At 36.6% G+C, this 20,003-nt stretch carries 14 protein-coding genes, 2 tRNA genes and 1 pseudogene; 4 read left to right on the forward strand and 13 right to left on the reverse strand.

Annotation, left to right across the window (positions count from 1 at the left end; translation table 11 throughout):
* Positions 1–16: 16 nt before the first annotated feature.
* The 10 genes from ACTBZY_RS13790 to smpB all read right to left on the reverse strand — a co-directional run bounded on the left by ACTBZY_RS13790 (position 17) and on the right by smpB (position 11,790).
* Positions 17–1,363: a quinol:cytochrome C oxidoreductase gene (locus ACTBZY_RS13790; RefSeq protein ID WP_463046921.1), complete on the reverse strand. Its 1,347-nt coding sequence runs from the start codon at positions 1,361–1,363 to the stop codon at positions 17–19.
* A gap of 55 nt (positions 1,364–1,418) precedes the next feature.
* Complete coding sequence (locus ACTBZY_RS13795) at positions 1,419–2,033, reverse strand: c-type cytochrome (RefSeq protein WP_463046922.1); 615 nt, start codon at positions 2,031–2,033, stop codon at positions 1,419–1,421.
* Between the two features lie 8 nt (positions 2,034–2,041).
* Entirely contained in the window at positions 2,042–2,563 is a 522-nt protein-coding gene (locus tag ACTBZY_RS13800; RefSeq protein ID WP_463046923.1) for a DUF3341 domain-containing protein, read from the reverse strand.
* A 31-nt stretch (positions 2,564–2,594) separates the two neighbouring features.
* Positions 2,595–3,956 (reverse strand): NrfD/PsrC family molybdoenzyme membrane anchor subunit, encoded by a 1,362-nt coding sequence (gene nrfD / locus ACTBZY_RS13805; protein ID WP_463046924.1) that lies wholly within the window; start codon positions 3,954–3,956, stop codon positions 2,595–2,597.
* A 55-nt stretch (positions 3,957–4,011) separates the two neighbouring features.
* Positions 4,012–7,050, reverse strand: coding sequence for a TAT-variant-translocated molybdopterin oxidoreductase (locus ACTBZY_RS13810; RefSeq protein WP_463046925.1), 3,039 nt, complete (start codon positions 7,048–7,050; stop codon positions 4,012–4,014).
* 56 nt (positions 7,051–7,106) lie between these two features.
* Complete coding sequence (locus tag ACTBZY_RS13815; RefSeq protein WP_463046926.1) at positions 7,107–8,312, reverse strand: c-type cytochrome; 1,206 nt, start codon at positions 8,310–8,312, stop codon at positions 7,107–7,109.
* A gap of 251 nt (positions 8,313–8,563) precedes the next feature.
* Positions 8,564–8,634 (reverse strand) — tRNA-Cys (locus tag ACTBZY_RS13820).
* Positions 8,635–8,759: 125 nt separating this feature from the next.
* Positions 8,760–10,562, reverse strand: a complete 1,803-nt coding sequence (gene rpsA, locus ACTBZY_RS13825; RefSeq protein ID WP_463046928.1) for a 30S ribosomal protein S1 — start codon at positions 10,560–10,562, stop codon at positions 8,760–8,762.
* A gap of 153 nt (positions 10,563–10,715) precedes the next feature.
* A complete protein-coding gene (locus ACTBZY_RS13830) occupies positions 10,716–11,225 on the reverse strand; it encodes an HNH endonuclease (RefSeq protein ID WP_463046929.1) in 510 nt (169 codons plus the stop codon).
* A gap of 109 nt (positions 11,226–11,334) precedes the next feature.
* Complete coding sequence (smpB, locus tag ACTBZY_RS13835) at positions 11,335–11,790, reverse strand: SsrA-binding protein SmpB (protein WP_463046930.1); 456 nt, start codon at positions 11,788–11,790, stop codon at positions 11,335–11,337.
* Between the two features lie 483 nt (positions 11,791–12,273).
* On the opposite strand from smpB, the gene hflX reads away from it, so the two are divergent.
* Both hflX and ACTBZY_RS13845 read left to right on the forward strand, forming a co-directional pair.
* On the forward strand, positions 12,274–13,536 hold the full coding sequence (gene hflX, locus ACTBZY_RS13840; RefSeq protein ID WP_463046931.1) for a GTPase HflX: 1,263 nt from the start codon (positions 12,274–12,276) through the stop codon (positions 13,534–13,536).
* Positions 13,537–13,580: 44 nt separating this feature from the next.
* Positions 13,581–13,652 (forward strand) — tRNA-Arg (locus tag ACTBZY_RS13845).
* Between the two features lie 1,208 nt (positions 13,653–14,860).
* Here ACTBZY_RS13845 and tnpA read toward each other — a convergent pair.
* From tnpA to ACTBZY_RS13860, 3 genes and pseudogenes are all read right to left on the reverse strand, one after another.
* A pseudogene (tnpA, locus tag ACTBZY_RS13850) lies at positions 14,861–15,337 on the reverse strand (IS200/IS605 family transposase).
* Between the two features lie 289 nt (positions 15,338–15,626).
* Entirely contained in the window at positions 15,627–15,884 is a 258-nt protein-coding gene (locus ACTBZY_RS13855) for a hypothetical protein (RefSeq protein WP_463046932.1), read from the reverse strand.
* Between the two features lie 45 nt (positions 15,885–15,929).
* Positions 15,930–16,661, reverse strand: a complete 732-nt coding sequence (locus ACTBZY_RS13860; RefSeq protein ID WP_463046933.1) for a hypothetical protein — start codon at positions 16,659–16,661, stop codon at positions 15,930–15,932.
* Between the two features lie 406 nt (positions 16,662–17,067).
* On the opposite strand from ACTBZY_RS13860, the gene ACTBZY_RS13865 reads away from it, so the two are divergent.
* Complete coding sequence (locus tag ACTBZY_RS13865; RefSeq protein ID WP_463046934.1) at positions 17,068–17,715, forward strand: SRPBCC family protein; 648 nt, start codon at positions 17,068–17,070, stop codon at positions 17,713–17,715.
* A 7-nt stretch (positions 17,716–17,722) separates the two neighbouring features.
* The gene (locus ACTBZY_RS13870) at positions 17,723–20,002 is read left to right on the forward strand and encodes a TonB-dependent receptor (protein WP_463046935.1); all 2,280 of its coding nucleotides are present in this window, start codon (positions 17,723–17,725) and stop codon (positions 20,000–20,002) included.
* Position 20,003 lies beyond the last annotated feature (1 nt).

Genomic DNA, 20,003 nt, shown 5'->3' on the forward strand with positions numbered 1-20,003 from the left:
ATTAAACCTTTAATGATTAAATATCGTGATGTAAACTCTCCTCTAAGAACGGGTGGTTCTTAGCATACATATTAGCCTTACTCAATTGTGAATACACAACATAAATAAATGCACTCGCAAAAACTGTTGTAACACCAACCTCAATCAACCCAATACCACCTTGGTTTTTCGCTATACCTGGCATCAGCATTTGATAAAAATCAAACCAATGACCAATCAAAATCGCCCAACAAGCCAACTTTAAAAATGTATAATTTCTTTTAGAACCTCTTGCCATTAAAATTAACAGAGGGAAAAGAAAGTTAAGGATAAGACTTATATAAAATGGTGCATTATATCTTCCATCAAAACCTGTTAATCTCTCTCTGAAATAAATCGTTTCTTCTGGTAAATGAGCATAGAATATTAAGAAAAACTGACTAAACCATACATATGTCCAGAAAATAGAAAATCCGAACATTAATTTACCCAAATCCTGAATAGCTGAATCATTTACCGCTTTCAAATACCCCTTACCTTTTAAAGTAACTATCATTAACATAATAGCTGCCAAACCTGCTACGTGCCAGCTAGACAAATGATACCAGCCAAACATCGTAGAGAACCAGTGAGCATCTACTGCCATTGATAAATCCCATGCCGCTGTAGAACTTGTTACCGCAAAGAAAATTAAAAACATTTTTGCGTACTTTCTACTTGATGCGTAATCATCCAAACTTCCAGAAGCATCCTCCAATAAAGAATACTTTCTAATTTGCTTCCATAAATACCACCAGATAACAAAGTAAGCTACCAATCTAAACATATAGAAAGGCATGTTTAACCACCAGCTTTTACCCGCTATAATCGCATCGTAATTGTTACTTGTAGGATCCATAATGCCCTCATGTGTCCAGTGCATAATAATATGTCTTGAACCAGGGATAGTCATAAGAATTAATATTATAACTGCTGGAATAACAATAAACGCTGGAAACGCCTCGGGTATTCTTTTAAACGAAGTATACCATCCAGCTTTCGCTACATAATTATAAGAAATGAAGAATACACCTATCACCGATATTCCTAAGAAATAAATTGAATTCATCCAGAGATTTCCTACAATTCTATTCATTAATGTTGCTTCATGATGCCCTTCTGCTGCATGAGCATCTACTGCTCCATGTGCATCGGCAGCTCCATGAGCTACTTCGTGAGCACCACCAGCAAAGCCGTCTGGACCCCACCAACCGATGTTTATCAAAAATACTCCAATAGCTACTAGAGCTAAGCCAATAACACCGCTGATGAGCAGTTTACGTTTTAGCTCTGGGGAGAAATCATAAGATTCTTCTACTGAAGGAGTTTCGTGCTTATGAGCCATGTCTAATTCTTATTATTATTCCTTTTTAAAGGGAAAAACTTGTTAAATTCCTAAATTAAATTCCTAATTGTAAACGCTGTACATAATGTACAATCTTCCATCTCTCTTCAGGAGTAACCTGAGAAGCATGAGGCCACATTCTTCCTTTACCATATGTAATAACATGGTAAATATGACCACCACTTACTGAACTTAAAGCATCAGAAGCGTAATTTGGAACACCTTTATAAACAGCACCTACCTTACCATCACCAGCACCTTTGCTACCGTGGCAATGCATACAATTTCTTTCATACAACACTTTACCTTGATCCTCTGCCGTTTCAGACCAAGGGATAGGATTTACAAGATTTTTAGATGCCCAATCAAGGCTATCTTTATCCATATCATACATCATCAAGTCGGTTACCACCGTACCATCATCCTGAAGTATCTCTGTATTATAATTAGCTCTAGCAACGGTACCTTCTACTGGTAATCTCATGTTCATCCCGTGTGGGTTCACATTATTAGGTCTAAACTGAGTTTGCGACTCATAAGCTCTTGAATTATACATATTAGGAGCATACTCCCAACCTGTACTTTCATTATCGCTACAAGAGACCATAGTAACAGCCACCATAACACAGGCTAAAACTGAAATCGAAAGTTTGTTTTTCAAAATATTCATTTCTTCAATTATATCTCTTTAACGTTAACCTCAGAAGCACCCGAATTTTTCAATGCTTCTTTAACTTCTTCTTCCGAAGCACCACTTTTTTCCAAATCAATGGCCATTACAAATTTATCATCTGTAATTCTGTCATCAAAGATAACCGGCTTTGCAAATGGATTTAAACCTTCCATTCCAAAAAACACAAATGACATACCATAAGAAGCTAACAAAACTGTTAACTCAAATACGATAGGAATATTTGTAGGGAACGGAATGAAATTCTTTCCACCAACTATCATTGGCCAATCAAAACCCATCGTCCAAAAAGTTAATAAAAAAGCCAATGAAGTACCCGTAATTCCAAAAACGAATGCAGGAACACCCATTCTTGCTCTTGGATAACCTAAGGCAGCATCCAAGCCATGAATAGCGAATGGTGAATAGACCTCATGAATTTTTATTCCTTTTCCACGAACACTGGACACCGCATTCATCACGACTTCATCGTCTTCGTAAACACCTATTATATATTTTTTATTTGCCATTATTGACTTATAAATTATGCTACAGTCTGATTTATTTAGATTTCTTTTCTGAAGATGACTTTAGTACACCTTTTACCTCTGCCATGTTAATGACCGGAAGGAATTTGGCAAACAATAAGAAACACACAAAGAAGAATCCGAACGTAAATAAGTAATCTCCAATATCACCCATTCTTGGGGTAAAGTAAGTCCAACTAGAAGGAAGGTAATCTCTGTGTAGAGATGTAACAATAATTACAAATCTCTCAAACCACATTCCTATATTAACTACTACTGCTATTACAAAAGATACTACGATACTTTCCCTCATTTTCTTGAACCAGAATATTTGAGGAGAAAGAACATTACAAGTCATCATGGCCAGATACGACCACCATAAAGGTCCAGTAGCTCTATTGATAAAAGCATAACTTTCATATTGAACTCCTGAGTAAGCGGCAATAAAGAATTCTGTAATATATGCCACACCCACTATAGAACCCGTAACCGTAATGATTTTATTCATTAAAGAAATATGCTCTATGGTAATGTAATCTTCCAATTTGTAAACTACTCTAACAATTAACATCAAGTTTTGCACCATTGCGAAACCCGAGAAAATTGCTCCTGCCACGAAATATGGAGGGAAGATAGTTGTATGCCATCCAGGTATTACTGATGTGGCAAAGTCCATGGATACAATAGTATGTACCGATAGTACTAATGGTGTTGATAAACCTGCAAGAATCAAGGATACATCTTCATATCTAGCCCAAGCTCTCGCTCCACCTGTCCAACCCATAGAAAGGGCACCGTAAATGGTTTTTCTAAGACCCGTAGCTCTATCTCTAATAGTAGCTAAATCAGGTATTAAACCAATATACCAGAAAAGTAATGAAACTGATAAGTAAGTGGAGATGGCAAAAACGTCCCAAACTAAAGGGGAGTTAAAGTTAATCCAAAGCGAACCGAAAGTGTTAGGAAGTGGCAGTGCCCAATATGCCAACCATGGTCTACCCATGTGAAAGAATATAAAAGTACCTGCACATAATACCGCAAAAATGGTCATTGCTTCAGCAGCTCTATTAATGGATGTTCTCCATTTCTGACGGAACAATAACAAAATGGCTGAGATAAGGGTACCAGCGTGACCAATCCCAACCCACCATACAAAGTTTGTGATATCCCAAGCCCAACCAACGGTTTTATTTAAACCCCAGTTGCCTAGTCCATGAAACCATGTTTGATAAGCCCAGTATCCACCATAAGCCAAAACAGCTAATGATATACCGAAAACCACTTTCCATTCTTTGGTTGGTTCTCCTTCTACATGTCTGCTTATGTCTTCAGTAATATCATGAAGGGTCTTACCTCCCGTTACTAAATGTTCTCTAATTGGCGAAACTACTTGCATAATTGCTACCCTTTAATAAAAGAGTTCCTATTATTTTCGTTTAAAAAATTCTTTATTAACCGTGAGCCTCAACTTCAGTATGAGTCTCTTTTTGATGAGCTGAAGCCTTGGCATCAGCTAAATCTTTATTTCTGATCTTAGTCAAGTAACTAACTTGAGGCTGAACATTAATCTCTTCCAAAACATGGAATGCTCTACCTTCCTTCTCAACCGCTAAGGTCTTAGATATTCTAGAATTTGGGTCCAACATGTCACCAAACGTGATAGCTCCAGTTGGACAAGATTGAGAACAAGCTGTTTCTATCTCTCCATCCTCTGGTCTACGCTTCTCTTTCTTTGCAACCAATTTACCTGATTGGATTCTTTGAACACACATAGAACATTTCTCAATCACACCACGAGATCTTACTGTAACCTCAGGATTAAGAACCATTCTACCCAATTCATTATTCATGTGGAAATCGAAATCCTCGTTTTCATAATATTTCCACCAGTTAAATCGACGAACTTTATAAGGACAGTTATTAGCACAATATCTTGTACCCACACATCTGTTATAAGTCATTTGATTTAAACCCTCAGAACTGTGCGTTGTCGCTAATACTGGACAAACCGTCTCACAAGGAGCATTGCTACAATGCTGACACATCATTGGTTGGAACACCACTTCTGGATTTTCAGAAGCATCTTCCATTTTTCTAATGTATGCTGGGTCTATTTTATATGTCGTATCTGCGTCTGTGCTGTAATAACGATCCAGACGAATCCAATGCATTTCACGAGCTCTAGCCACCTCTTTCTTTCCAACAACAGAAACGTTGTTTTCTGCCTGACATGAAACCAAACAAGCAGAACATCCTGTACAAGTGTTAAGGTCAATGACCATTCCCCAGCTATGATTCCTTTTCTCATGACCATCCCATAGGCTAATGCTGTATGGATTTACTGGGCCTTCAGATGTCTCTATCTTTGGCTCAAATCTACCTGCTTTCTTGTTATTAACATACTCACTCAATACAGACTCCTGAACAACGGCCTTACGACCCATTACTGTTTCGTGCGTTTGAGTTTGTGCTAAAGTATATCCAGATTTTGTTTTTTCAATTGTTGCATTAGCAGTCCAATTGACACCATTAGTAAATGGCATGGCGTTCGCTCCTACATTACCACATTTTCCTGCGGCTGTACGACCGTAACCCTTAGCTACACTAACAACATTATGAGCTTGGCCAGGTTGAATTAACACAGGTAATTCTATGCTATAATCACCCACAGTCAATTTAGCCCAATCACCTTTTTCTAAGCCTTGCTCGTTGGCGGTTTTTTGAGACACGTTTAACGTATTCTCCCAAGTAACTTTAGTAATTGGATCTGGCATCTCTTGAAGCCATGGATTGTTGGCTTGAGAACCATCACCCATAGGCACTGATTCAAAAACACTAATCTCTAATCCGCCACCTTTAGTTGCTGCTACCTTAGAAGCCGCAGCTCCTAAATCACCCGCGAAAGAAACACCTTCGGCTGAAAGTAACTCTCCTGTTTCAAGAACTCCATCATGAAGAGCAGAAACCCAAGACTTACCACCTAATACATTACTTTTCCAGTTGGCTTTTAAATATTTATGATAATCACCATCAAGACCAGCCCATAATAATAAACTAGACTCCGCTTGACGCGTATTAAATATCAAAGAAATAGTAGGTTGCTGAAGTGAATAAGAACCTGTTTTAGGAGAAGCATCTCCCCAAGACTCTAAGAAATGAGGTGCAGGTGCTACATACTTACAAGCAGCGGCAGTTTCATCTACACGATCAGCAAAAGAAACAGATGTTTTAACCTTTGCAATTAAAGTCGCAAGTTCAGAACCATTCGCTTGGTTAAAAACTGGATTGGCATCCAAGAAAATAACAGCGTCTACGCTCCCTGATTTCAACTCATTAACAAAATTTGATAAAGCAGCATCACTACCCTGACGAGTATTGTTTGCTCGAGCTAAACTAATTGTACTTCCATAACTTCCTAAGAAGCTATTGATTCCGTTAACGATTGTTTGTATGGCCGTATCATTAGAACCAGAAACCACCAAAGCCTGTCCGTTAGCGGCTTTAAGATCTATTGCACATTTATTGACTAGTTCAGAAGAAACAGATGAATTACCAATAACATTACCTGTTAACTTATTATACAAAGCAATCAACAAAGCCCCTTCCTCAGATGGCTTTATCATATCTCTGTAATCAGCAGAAGCACCCGTGATAGTCATTCCAGTTTCAAACTGATAATGACGAGACATGTCATGCTTTCCATCTTTACCGCTATTCAACCTACGGCCTTCCGCCCATTGGGACGAATATTCTATAGGAGAAATCCAATTTCCTAGAAAATCACAATTAATACCTACAATTACCTTCGCTTTAGAAAAATCATAAGAAGGAACAATTGCTTTACCAAAAGAAGCCTGATTTGCAGCAATTAAACCAGAAACAGAATTAGCATCATAAGATACATGAACTGTTGAAGGATAATTTGCAGTAAAATCAGCTATTACCTTATTGGCTGTTGGTGAAACAACCGTTGAAGAAACAATTCTGATATTTGATGCAGATTTTAATCCTGCAACAACCTCTTTATCTAGATCTTCCCAAGAAATTTCAGACTCACCTTTTCTTGGACCTTGAAGTTTTTCGTTGTCATATAGAGAAAGAACCGATGCATGAACACGACCGCTCATACCACCTTTAGTCACTTTAGAAAGTTTGTTACCTTCTATTTTGATAGGCCTACCCTCTACTGTTTTAACTAAAATACTTGCATAATCACCACCTTGAAAGTAAGTAGATGCAAAATAGTTAGGAATACCTGGCTCTACAGATTCCGGTTTCTTTAAATATGGAATAGTTTTTCTTACTGGAGCATCACAAGCAGCTAAAGAAACCGCAGCAACACCAAAACCGAGCATTTTCAAGAAGTCCCTTCTGTGAGTTCCTCCTTCGATATCGTCTAAGTTAAATTCACGATCCGCGTTTTTAACCACCTCAATATCATTTCGATACTCTTCTATCCCCTTCCAATACCTTTTAGTAGTATTTTCCATTAGTATTTATATTTCCCCACAAAGGGTTTTTCTAAAAATCTCTTACGATTAATATTTTAATAATGACATCTGGCACATTCCAGACCACCAATATCCTCCACTTTCATTCCTCCAATTGAAGTCGCTTCATGAGCTTCCACAAGCTTATCGTAATACGCATTACCTTTAGCGTTAACGTCTGTTTGTCTGTGACAATCAATACACCAACCCATGGTTAAAGTATGACGCTGCTGAACCACTTCCATTTTATTAATTTCACCATGGCAATTCTCACAATCCAAACCAGCCACATTCGTATGCTGAGAGTGATTAAAGTAAGCCAAATCTGGTAAATTATGAACCCTTACCCATTCAATAGGTTGGTCAGTCTCCAGTGCAGTATAAATTTTTTGAATTTCTGGCGAACCTTGCTTAATGCTATTATGACAGTTCATACATATACTAGCTGAAGGTATACCTGCTTGCTTGCCTTTATAAACCCCAGTATGGCAATATGCACAATCAATGTCCATATCTCCTGCATGAAGCTTATGAGAAAACGGTATTGGCTGGGTTGGAGCATAACCTTGATGTACCCCTATTCCATAAAGACCATCAAATGTTGCTTTCGCACCAAACAAAAGGAATAACACGATAATAGCATTTCTAACAGTTGGGTTTTGAAAAACAACTTTCGCTGAATCTCTAAGCTGCTCGCCTACACCTCTATTATCAATGGTTTCACCTTCTCCTTTCGTTAATTTTGAGAGTACGTTTAAGACAGCAATAAGTGCTACTAAAACTAGACCCATTAAAACTAGTAGTGTTACCAAAATGATATTAAAGAAGTCTCCTTCTTTAGAACCTCCATTATCAGCAGCGTTTGCAGCTCCAGGAACAGCAGCCGTTGCCGGTGCAGCCTCGTTAGCAGCTTTAACGTATGCCAAGATTCCCTTAATTTCGTCATCTCCGAAACCAGCGAATGCGGTCATCTGCGTTTTGTTGTACTCTTCGTACAAGTCAACAGCGTATTGATCTCCACTTGCGATTACGGCGGCGGGATTGATAATCCAAGCTTTCAACCAATCATAATCTCTTCTTTCTTCGATATCTTTTAGACCAGGACCTACTACGATATCAGCCCCTGAGGAGTGACATGCAGCACAGTTATTCTTAAATATTTTCTCACCCAAGGCAGCATCGCCATCTTGCCCAAAAGTAAGGGTAACGGTTGTTAAAGAAATAAATAATAGAAGAAGCGGTCTTATATGCGTTTTGAACATATTCTATTATTGACGGTGTATTTGTTTTGAGAGTGCAAATCTAGCCATGGAAAGAGTTCCATCAAAAAAGAATTTTGATTTTTTCTGTGGTTGACTATAATTTAGAATTGTTATAAATAATTGCATAACTTACTGAACAGCAATGTCTTAAATACAAAATACCATCCTAAATCCTCAAATATTGAGTCCTTAAGAATGGTATTTTTAAAAGATGCTGTAACAAAGACAATTTGTATACAACTGAGCTTGAGAGGTCTCGAGCGGATTCGAACCGCTGTACATGGTTTTGCAGACCACTGCCTAGCCACTCGGCCACGAGACCCTATTTTTAATCCTTGGCTGCAAAACTACAATTGACATGCCAAACTGCCAAAGGGCTTAATCTTATTTTTTTGAAATAGGGACTAGAAAAACTAGTCCCTATTCAAATTAAGCTTTTTGAGAATACTACTCTCCCTTCTTAGCCTTCGCTTTCTTAGGAGCTTCCATCTCTTCCTTCAAAGCAGCCAAAGCTGATAAGTCACCTAAAGTAGACTTCTCTGAAGTTTGATTTGTCGAAGTTTTAGCTTTGCTAGCAGCAGCTTTCTTAGTGCTCTTTGCAGCTACCTCTTCAGCAGAACCATCCCAAGTTTTGGTATGAGAAAGAATAATTTTCTTCTCCTCTTTATTGAATTCTGTAACTATGAAAGAAAGTTTGTCGCCTATTTCGCCAACAGAACCATCTTCTTTCGCTAAACTTTTCAATGCAGCTGCACCTTCGATTCCGTAAGGAAGCTCTAATGCTGCCAATTTATCAGACTTAGAGATGATAGTACAGTCATGCTTAGTTCCAACATCAAAAGTACCTTCGAATGCATCCCATGGATTCTCTTCTAAGTGCTTATGAGAAAGAGCCAATCTTCTGTTTTCTCCGTCTAACTCTAATACAATTACTTCTAGTTCATCACCAATCTTAACAAAGTCAGATGGATGTTTGATTTTCTTAGTCCAAGAAAGATCTGATACGTGAACTAAACCATCAATTCCTTCTTCTAATTCTAAGAAAAGACCGAAGTTAGTTAAGTTTCTTACAGTTCCTTTATGCGTAGTTCCAACCGCATACTTGCTAAGAAGATCTTGTTTTGTCCAAGGATCTGCAGCAAGCTGCTTAATTCCAAGAGACATTTTTCTCTCATCTTTATCCAATGTCAATACGACTGCGTCTATTTCGTCACCGATTTGCAAGAAATCAGATGGGTTACGTAAATGCTGAGACCAAGACATTTCAGATACGTGAATCAATCCTTCAACACCTGGGTGTATTTCAAGGAATGCACCATAATCTGCAAGATTAACAATTTTACCTTTAACAGGGGAACCAACTTCCAAGTTAGACTCAAGGGCATCCCATGGATGACTTTGAAGTTGTTTCATACCTAATGAAATACGCTTCTTGTCTTCATCAAAGTCAAGAACAACAACATTAAGTTTTTCGTCAAGGTTAAGAACCTCGTTAGGGTGATTAACACGACCCCATGAAATATCTGTGATATGCAGTAAGCCATCCACTCCACCAAGGTCAATAAATACACCGAAGTTTGTGATATTCTTAACAACACCTTCAAGTACTTGACCTTTTTCAAGGTTAGTAAGAATTTGCTGACGTTGTTTTTCAAGGTCTTTCTCAATAAGTACTTTATGAGAAACAACCACGTTATCGTTGGTGTGATTAATCTTAACAACCTTAACTTCCATTTGTTTGTTAACAAATACATCAAAGTCTCTGATAGGCTTCACATCAATTTGAGAACCTGGCAAGAATGCCTCAATTCCGTGAATATCAACAATAAGACCACCTTTAGTACGTCTCTTAACAAGAGCGTCCATAATTTCGTCAGTCTCAAATGCTTTCTCAATATTACTCCAAGCAGTAAGAATTCTAGCTTTCTTACGAGAAATAACAAGCTGCCCAAGGCTATCTTCTTGCTTCTCAATGAAAACCTGAACAGTGTCTCCTACTTTTAAATTTGGTAAATCTCTAAATTCTGATCTAGAAACAATTCCGTCAGATTTAAAACCAATATTTAATAAAACCTCACGTGCTGTAACGCCTACTACTGTGGCTGTTACTACATCCTTCTCCTCTATCGTCGTTAAAGTCTCTTCGTAGATTTTAGAAAGCTCTTCTTTCTCTGCACTAGAATACCCTCCACCAATACCTTTCTTTGAAACTCTGTCCCAATCAAATTCTGGAAATTCTTGATTATCCATATATCTTATTATCAGCCCTTTGATACATCTACGTTACGAGCCTAATACCGCAGAAATTAATTATTAATCGAACATTCCTTTTAAAAGGACTGCAAAAGTAATCAATTTGCGATATATAATCAAATAAGAATTGCTTAAATAGCTAAATTAATACTAAGCCATTTTATTGGCTCCTAAGAACGGAGCCCAATTTTCTCCTACTTTGCCAGAGAAATTCCGAAGAAACATAACAAATGTAGGTTTAAAGGGTTTTTTGCTCAGTGGCATCCCTGCTTCTTCAGGTGTATTGTCACCTTTTCTACCATTGCAAGATTTGCATGCTGCCACTAGGTTAACCCAATTGGTTTTACCTCCTCGAGATTTAGGAATAACATGATCCAGAGTCAAATCCCTATTTCTTCCACAATAGACACATTCATTTCCATCTCTTTTGAAAATGTTTTGTCTATTCAAAACCACACCTTTATAGGGTACTTTGACGTAATTATTAAGTTTTATAACGGATGGGAGGGGATATGAAACCGATACGGTTCTTAGACGAGCCTTATTGTCATCTTTCAAGAGTTCTGCCTTGTTTAAATAAACGAGCAAAAAGGCTTTAGGTACAGTGCAAACTGTGATGGCACTAAAATCGGCATTTAGAACTAAAACTTTCCGGCCCATTTGCTTGTAACTGATTGAAAATGATTCCCGAAGATAATAGTTTTACTGAAAAATCAAGCACTTACAGCCAAGTCTTTACCTAAACATAATATTAATACTAAAACAGCACCTAAAACTTTCTACTTTCTTGCCTTTCAGTATCTCTAGATTTTATACTCTCTCTTTTATCGAACAATTTTTTACCTTTTGCTAAAGCAATATTTAATTTAGCCAACCCATTCTCGCTTATAAATAATCTTGTTGGAATTATGGTTAGACCAACATCTTTGAGCTTCCCTTCTATTTTCCTCAATTCCTTTTTCTGCAACAACAATTTACGCTCTCTAAGCGGTTCATGGTTATAGTGCGTACCGAATTCGTAAGGTGAAATATGAAGATTCTTCACAAAAAGCTCACCATTGGTAATATAACAGTGGGCATCGGAGATATTTGCTTTACCCATCCTGATGGACTTCATCTCGGTTCCACGCAGCACTATACCAGCCGTATAAGTATCTATAAACTGGTACTCGTAAGAAGCCTTTCGGTTCTTAATCTCTACTTTACTTGAAATTTTACTTGACATATTACTTAAGGGAAAAGATTGCAAAGCTATAAAAATAAAATCCCTGCCTCAATTTTAGTGACAGGGATTCCGACTTACGTGCTTTCCTAATAATCCATGTGTATCACGTAAACGTGAAACAAAGCGGATTAAGCCTTTATGAGTTCAACACTCAAATATTTTTATAGTCTGTGGCATCTAGATAACAAATGTATGCACTCCAATTCTATTTTCCAACAGATTTAAGTTTTTCCGTTTAAACACCTGATAATTAATAGTAACTGAAATTAGTTGCAGATTTAATCAGATTCGAATAGTCTAGTTACGAATACTGTGCCAGTTTGTATTATCAGTGCAAACTCCAAAAATCAAAAAAAACATTATAAAATTTTCACATATATTTTCACCTCTTTATCAATCGGTTACAAATATATCTATGAATTTTTATTTCTTATAACTAACTTTGGCACGTCAATTTAGACGAATTAAAACCAAATTACAAGTTTGCAGAATAGCCCTTTATTTTCTACTTCTAAGGAAAAAGAAAAATGTGTGTTGGTAGGTGTGATAAATAAAGACCAAGATGCAGAAAAAACTAAAGAATACTTGGATGAACTGGCTTTCCTGGCCAGTACTGCTGGAGTAACCTGTGAAAAAGTATTTACACAAAGACTCCCAAAGCCTGATAATAAGACGTTTGTAGGGAAAGGAAAACTTGAGGAAATACAAACTTATCTATTAGCCAATCCAGTGGATTCTATTATTTTTGATGACGACCTATCTCCATCTCAGGTAAGAAACCTTGAGGCCAAATTTGAGGACACAAAAATCTTGGATAGAAGTCTCCTTATTCTTAATATTTTTTCTCAAAGAGCCAAATCAGACCAAGCCAAAAGGCAGGTTGAGCTGGCTCAGCATCAATATCTATATCCTAGACTAACCCGAATGTGGACTCACCTTAGTAAACAAAAAGGTGGTGTAGGTATGAGAGGGCCTGGAGAAAAGGAGCTAGAAACCGATAAGCGAATAGTAAAAGACAGAATCTCCTTCTTAAAAAAGAAGCTTGAAAAAATAGACGTTCAATCTTTAACAAGAAGAAAAGAAAGAGACCGATTGGTACGTGTGGCCTTGGTAGGTTATACCAACGTAGGAAAATCTACATTAATGAGAGTTTTGGCTAAAACAGATGTTTTTGCAGAAAATAAACTTTTCGCCACTATAGACTCTACCGTCAGGAAGATTGTTTTGGGAAACATTCCTTTCCTTCTTACAGACACCGTTGGTTTCATTAGAAAACTCCCAACCACCCTAGTGGCGTCTTTTAAATCGACACTAGACGAAATAAGAGAAGCAGATATACTCATTCATGTGGTAGACATCTCTCATAGGTCATTCGAAGAGCAAATAGATGTTGTTAACGGTACACTAGCAGATATTGGTGCTGCGGACAAGCCTACCATTCTGGTTTTTAATAAATTAGATTTATTTAAGCCCGAGTCCGAAGAAGGTCTTGATGCTCACTTAGCCACCGATGAAGATTTAGAGAAAAACCTATCTCGACTAAAAACCAGTTATTTGGCCAAAAACATGGACAATGTGGTTTTCATATCCGCTGAAAATAAAGAGAACCTTAGTGAGTTAAGATCCGTTCTTATGGAGCATCTCACTACCAGGCATTTTGCGATATACCCCAATTGGGATCCAACGCAAAATCCGCTTTATGACTGGCAAGGCCATCAAGATTCTGGCACAGAAGACGAGAATTAAACTTATTAAAAGGTAAAAGCTTACCATTTAGTAGTCTTTCTCATGGCCCCGTAGTTCAATGGATAGAATAGAAGTTTCCTAAACTTTAGATCTAGGTTCGATTCCTAGCGGGGCCACTATTTGTCACGTTAACGCGTTGTTAATCAGTAAGTTAACGCACTGCATCAGTACTAGGTAACAGCAAGTGTAACAGTGAACTTAATTATAATAATAAAGTAGATTGAACACCCATACTGTAATTAGTGAAATATAGCTGCTAATGTAGCCTATTTCCCAAAATAGTTTTCATCCCTCAGCTACTTCTTGAAATAAACAATCGTCTTAAAAGATCCTTCATCAAGTGCCAAATTTACAACCCAAGCAGGTATACTTCCTCCAGGATCGGAGCTGAAAGTATATTCACTCTTAAACCATCCTCCTATTTTGGGAGTAGAGTACCATCGGGAATCGAAGGACATTATCCTAACAACGTCTTTTGTTTTAGGAAGAGACATAGGTTTAGCCGTAAATACTGAAGTTATTGTTCCATCCACAGAATTATTTACCAACTTTGAATAACCCGCAATATCTCAATCAGACAATGGTCAAGAGAAATAAAGTTTATTATAATAAATCACTTCTTGGTCGTTCATTTTTGTTAACACCTGCGATATCAATGCTCCATGAACCCAATATGGATACTTTTACATATAGGTAATTGCAGTAATTAATATTTTCATATTGGTCTCAAAATCGGAAGTGATTTTTACTTCTTACTTCATTGACACTGCTTGTGGCTGAGGAGCAGTAATAAACAGTAATGCCTACCTTTTCTTCGACAAATTGCCTAGGTGTTTGTTGTGCAAAAATATTCTTAGAGATAAAACAGTTATATTCAGTATATGTCCTAAAAGAGAGGAGCCTTCAATAATTGATTTTTTGTTTGGGTTTGAATGATTCTAAAGTTAGATTTTTAAACTTTTGCCTTTTCAATACCCACAAAATAAGTATAACTCAAAAAAATGTATTTGCAGAACTCAGACTTGTGAAAGTGCCTAAAATATTTTTCTTAAATACTCAAAACATCTCCATAGTTGTGGTCTACAAATATTCACTACTGCCTGGTTCGAATGATAGACGACATGAAAACGCCAAAGTACAAGATACTTGTGCACCGTTAAGCAATATTGAATATTCACTAAAGTTCAGAAACGTAAAGGATAATTTGAATACCCAAACTGGACCTTCCATTAAACTAGGAATCCAATAAACCAATCCCACTCCGCTAAATTTCAAAATTAAATAGCCCAATAATATTTGAACATGAATTACAGGAAATAAACCACTATGGACTCAAAGTCCATAGTTTTAGTTCAGACTGAAAGTCCGCCCATTCGACGATAAAATTAGTATTATTACTTTCATTTGGATTTCTATGCTGCTCCAAATATTCGTTGACCATTTCATTCGTAATATTGCCCATACTCCAACACCCAAAGCCTATTGCTCATAAATGGCTACCCCAATAACGCTTCTTCAATTCAGAAAACTCCAACTGCAATTTTCTCAAGGAACGCCCCTTTAGAAGTTTAACCAATTGACTTATCGATTGAGAAGAGCTGCATTCAACATGCACTTGACCCGAACTTTAGATACGACTCCCTTCAATGTTTGAACTCCTTCTGCCACACAAATTTGTATTAACAAAATGTAACACCGTAACTTAATATCTCCTCTAGAACTGCATAACGATATTTAGTCGACCACACTATATCAGCTGTAATCTTGAAACACTATGCCCGTTTGATTTTTGAAAATCCATATATCAAAATTAGTAAATTTTTAGAAGCTGAAAGCCAAATGCAATAAATTGCATAGTTTCAACCATCCCTGAGACCAATAAAGAGATCATTTTTACGTACGTCTCTTTATTTTTAACTAATGTTGATGGCATGAATGTTCCCAATATTCCAAGAACAAGAAAATTCTACCTCCTAAATTAACTGCACGGTGCCAATCGGGAGCTATTGTGAAATAGTTCGCAATGATCGCATGTTTTGTTTAGTTGAAAATCAGGCATATTGTAAGCCCGACATATTGAGCAAGATTTATTAAGTAGAGGCATTGTTGTCATACTGGCAAATGACAATGTAAAAGATAATTTCAAATAAGTACTCGTAACTATCTTCAGTTTTTTTATGAGGAAATTTGACATCAAAAATGCCGTCCAAATAAAACAGGAACTCATAAATCTGGCTGCGATTCAGATGAAAGTCTTTTCTTAGATTTGATGACAACTTTACGGCATCAGGAGGAATCAAAAAATTTTGATGAAGATATTTAGTAATGAAATATGAGTCAAAATTCATAATTCCCTCCTTTTTCTGTATTTATTTAGTGCTCCGGAATGTTTATTACATCTTTGACTTACGGCCTTTCATGTCCCAATCGAAAATTCCAAATTTTATACCTATATTCATCGTAAAACCACTTAATTGTTTGGCTGTGGTTTGTGGATACATACTCGTGGCAGCAGTTAGAGCGTCTTTTTTATCCAATGCCAATCTGTAATTGGCTCCAATAAATAATTTACCATATTTAAATAGATTGGTTTCTAAATTTATACCAGGCTGTACTATAAAGAACATCTCTTCATTATGACCACCATCACCTCTTGATTCCATACCATGATTTTCGTCATCCATTTTATTGGCTTGGAAGAAAGTTTTTGATTCATTCACAGAATCTATGCTCGCCATGCCTGCTCCTAGCATTAATGGGAATGAGACGTGTACCACTGCATCTGGTTTAGGTGTGTACTCAAATTTCAATCCGCCATATTGGGCATCAAAACTTAGGCCCTTTGTGCTACTTAATTGTTTTGGCATATAGTCAGTAAACGTACTGTACATTCCCGCTCCAATTCCCCATTTTTTGTTGGCTTGTAACATCCCAGAAAACCCTACCGTTGGAGCAAATCCACCAGCCAGTCCGGTGTATTGAATCTCTGGCACCACATAAATACCTAAAGATTTAAGGTTCCCTTTTAAAGAACTTCCTTTAAAAACTGTTTCAGTTTCCTGTGCTTTTAGTGTAAATGTTGCGGTTAATATTACCGCTAAAAGCAATACAAATTTGTTTTCCATTTTCATTGATTTGTTTTAATTATTTGTTATTAGCACTTTATTCTGGGCAAAACATTCATTCATTTAAACCCTGTATTCGCCATTACACCGAAATATTTAAAAGCGTTGTCTGTGGTTTGAAAAATATCCAAATAACTTTTTGAGGAATAAATATATTCTCCTTTTTTTAATATGAGTGGCCTCCTACCTTTAAATGAAAATTGTCAGGTACAACCGTAGTTCTGCCTTTGAAAAACACTTCGAATTTATTTTCATAAAAAACTAATTCTTTTAAGGCAACGCTTTCTTGCGTTTTCGGGTATGGGCAATGAAATAATTTCATTTGGCCATTAAAAAACTACCAAATTTTATCCTGAGACCTTAGCTTTTCTTTCAATTCTAAGTATCTAAAATCAATGAAAAAATAATGAATTATAAAAAATGGATCGTCACGATAGGCCTTAGTTTTTTCATCGTTGGCGTAAATGCTCAAGATCCCAGTTGGCGATTGGCTAAAGAAACCGACGACATGAAAGTTTATTACAGAACTGTACCAGAAAGCAACATTAACGAAGTGAAAATCACCACTACTTTTAATGCTTCTATGAGCACTATAGTTTCTGTATTAACAGATGTAAATGATTATCCTAAATGGGTTTATAAGGCTTCTGAGTCAAATATTGTAAATCGAATTTCACCATTTGAGATGAATTATTACAATAAGTTAGATTTTCCTTGGCCATTATCTGACAGAGATATTGTAGTTCACACCCGAATCTCACAAGACGCCAAAACAAAGGTGGTTTATTCTATTTCTGAAGCAAATTTAAAGCTTCTACCTCTTAAAAAGGATTTAGTTCGAATGAAAGAATTCAAATCAAAATGGACTTTTACTCCTAAAGGAGCATCTGTCCTAGGCGAATACGAATTCACATCAAACCCTGCCGGAAACATCCCTACTTGGATGATTAATCTTGCCTTAGATGAAGGGCCTGTGCGAACCATTCAGAATTTTAAAAAACTGATTTTAGAATCTAAGGGAAGTTCAAAAAATAAGCTAGCCATTTTAAATTAATACACCTGTGAAAATATTATACATACCTCTTTTAACATTAATTTCTTGTTTTGCTTTTGGCCAAAATATTACATTAAGTGGCCATGTAAAAGATAAGCAAAGCGGCGAATCTATTATTGGAGCCACCGTTTTTATAAGCAATACCAAAACGGGCACTTCTACTAATACGTATAGTTTTTATTCGGTAACAATACCTACCGCCGATACGATAGGTTTGGTAATATCCGCCATAGGTTATCATCCACAAGTTTTAAAAGTTTCTGGTCGTGAAAATAGGGAATTGGACATTTACCTAAGCAATCAGGTTTCAGACCTTAAAGAAGTGGTAGTTTCTGCTAAACGAAACAACGACAACTTACAGAAAACTCAAATGGGAGTTATTGAAGTTCCAATGAAAATGGTAAATACCCTCCCTGTTGTTTTTGGAGAAAGAGATCTCATGAAAATAATTCAATTATTACCTGGAGTACAAGGGGGAAATGAAGGTACTACTGGGTTTTATGTGAGAGGTGGCAATACCGACCAAAATCTTATACAGTTAGATGAAGCTACTGTTTATAACCCAAACCACCTTTTTGGACTGTTTAGTACATTCAATTCAAATGCACTAAACAGGGTTACTTTAATAAAAGGTGGTTTTCCTGCTCAATACGGTGGAAGGCTTTCATCGGTGTTGGATATTACAATGAAAGAAGGGAATAATAAAAAATTCGCGGGTCAAGGTGGAATTGGTCTAATCTCCTCAAACTTAACCCTCGAAGGACCAATTAAAAAGGATAAAGGTTCGTTTATAGTTTCAGGCCGCAGAACCTATATTGATCTTCTAGCTAAGCCATTTATAAAAGCTTTTGGTTATGCATTTTATGACCTAAATGCTAAATTAAATTACCAATTAGGCAAAAACGATAAGATATATCTAAGTGGATTTTATGGAAAAGATGATGCTCATTATACAGGAGCTAGTAGTTTAAACTATGGCATAGGATTTGGAAACAATGCGGCTACATTACGATGGAATCACTTATTTGGGCAAAAACTTTTTGCCAATACCTCTTTAATTACCAATAAGTACTCGCTAGCATTATCTACTACCCAAAGTGGTTATGTAGCTCAGATTTATACAGGAATAAAGGATTTAAACGCAAAAACGGATTTCGAATATTACCCGAACCCAAATCATAACATTCGTTTTGGGTTTAATTACAGCTTCCACACTTTTACGCCATTAGCTGCGTCTTCCAAAATCAAAAAAGATGGAACTATACCGAAGTTCAATACGGATAGTTTAGCGAAGACATATACCAATGAAGCTTCCTGGTATTTTAATGACGAAATAAAAGTTTCTGATGCATTTAGTTTAAATCTAGGACTAAGAATTCCTTACTTTTTTACTTCAACCGCCCAGTATGCTTACCTGGAGCCAAGGATAGCTTCAAAATTCAGCATTAATGATGAAACATCCCTGAAGCTTTCCTATACCGTAATGAATCAATTTCTCCATTTGATACCTAATTCTACAGCATCATTACCCACAGATATCTGGATTCCAGCGAGCAAAATAACTGCACCACAGCGGTCGCAACAAGTAGCTCTGGGTTTATTCAAAAACTTTGATAATAATGCTTTGAAAACGAGTATAGAAGTCTACTATAAAAACATGAAAAATCAGGCTTTATTTAAAGAAGGTACGCTTCTTACTGCTGGTGGAAATTTGGAAAACAATTTAACATTTGGTAAAGGATATAGTTATGGTATGGAGCTCTTTGTGGAAAAGAATATTGGCAAATTTAATGGGTGGTTATCCTATACATTGTCATGGACAAATCAAACATTTAAAGAATTAAACGGAGGAAAGGAATTCCCATTTGCTTACGATAGAAGACATAATCTTTCTTTAGTAGGTTCTTATGAATTGTCTGATAAGTGGGTATTGTCCAGCACTTTTGTTTTCAATACAGGCAGGCCATATACTTTGCCAGTGGGTAGGGTGGATGTGGGATACGGTGGTACATTATACAATGGTACATATGCTGATTATTCTACACGTAATAACTACCGACTAAATAATTATAACAGGCTAGATGTAAGTGCTATATATAAAAAGAAAAGGTATTTATTCAAAAAGGCTTATGACTCAGAATGGGTTTTTAGTATCTATAATTTATATAGCCGTCGCAATCCTTATTTTGTTTATCTAAGCACAGACAGTGTTACAAAATTACCAAAGGCTACCCAGGTTTCTTTACTACCAATAATACCAAGTGTATCATATAATTTTAAATTTTAAT

Source organism: Arcticibacterium sp., assembly GCF_055134445.1.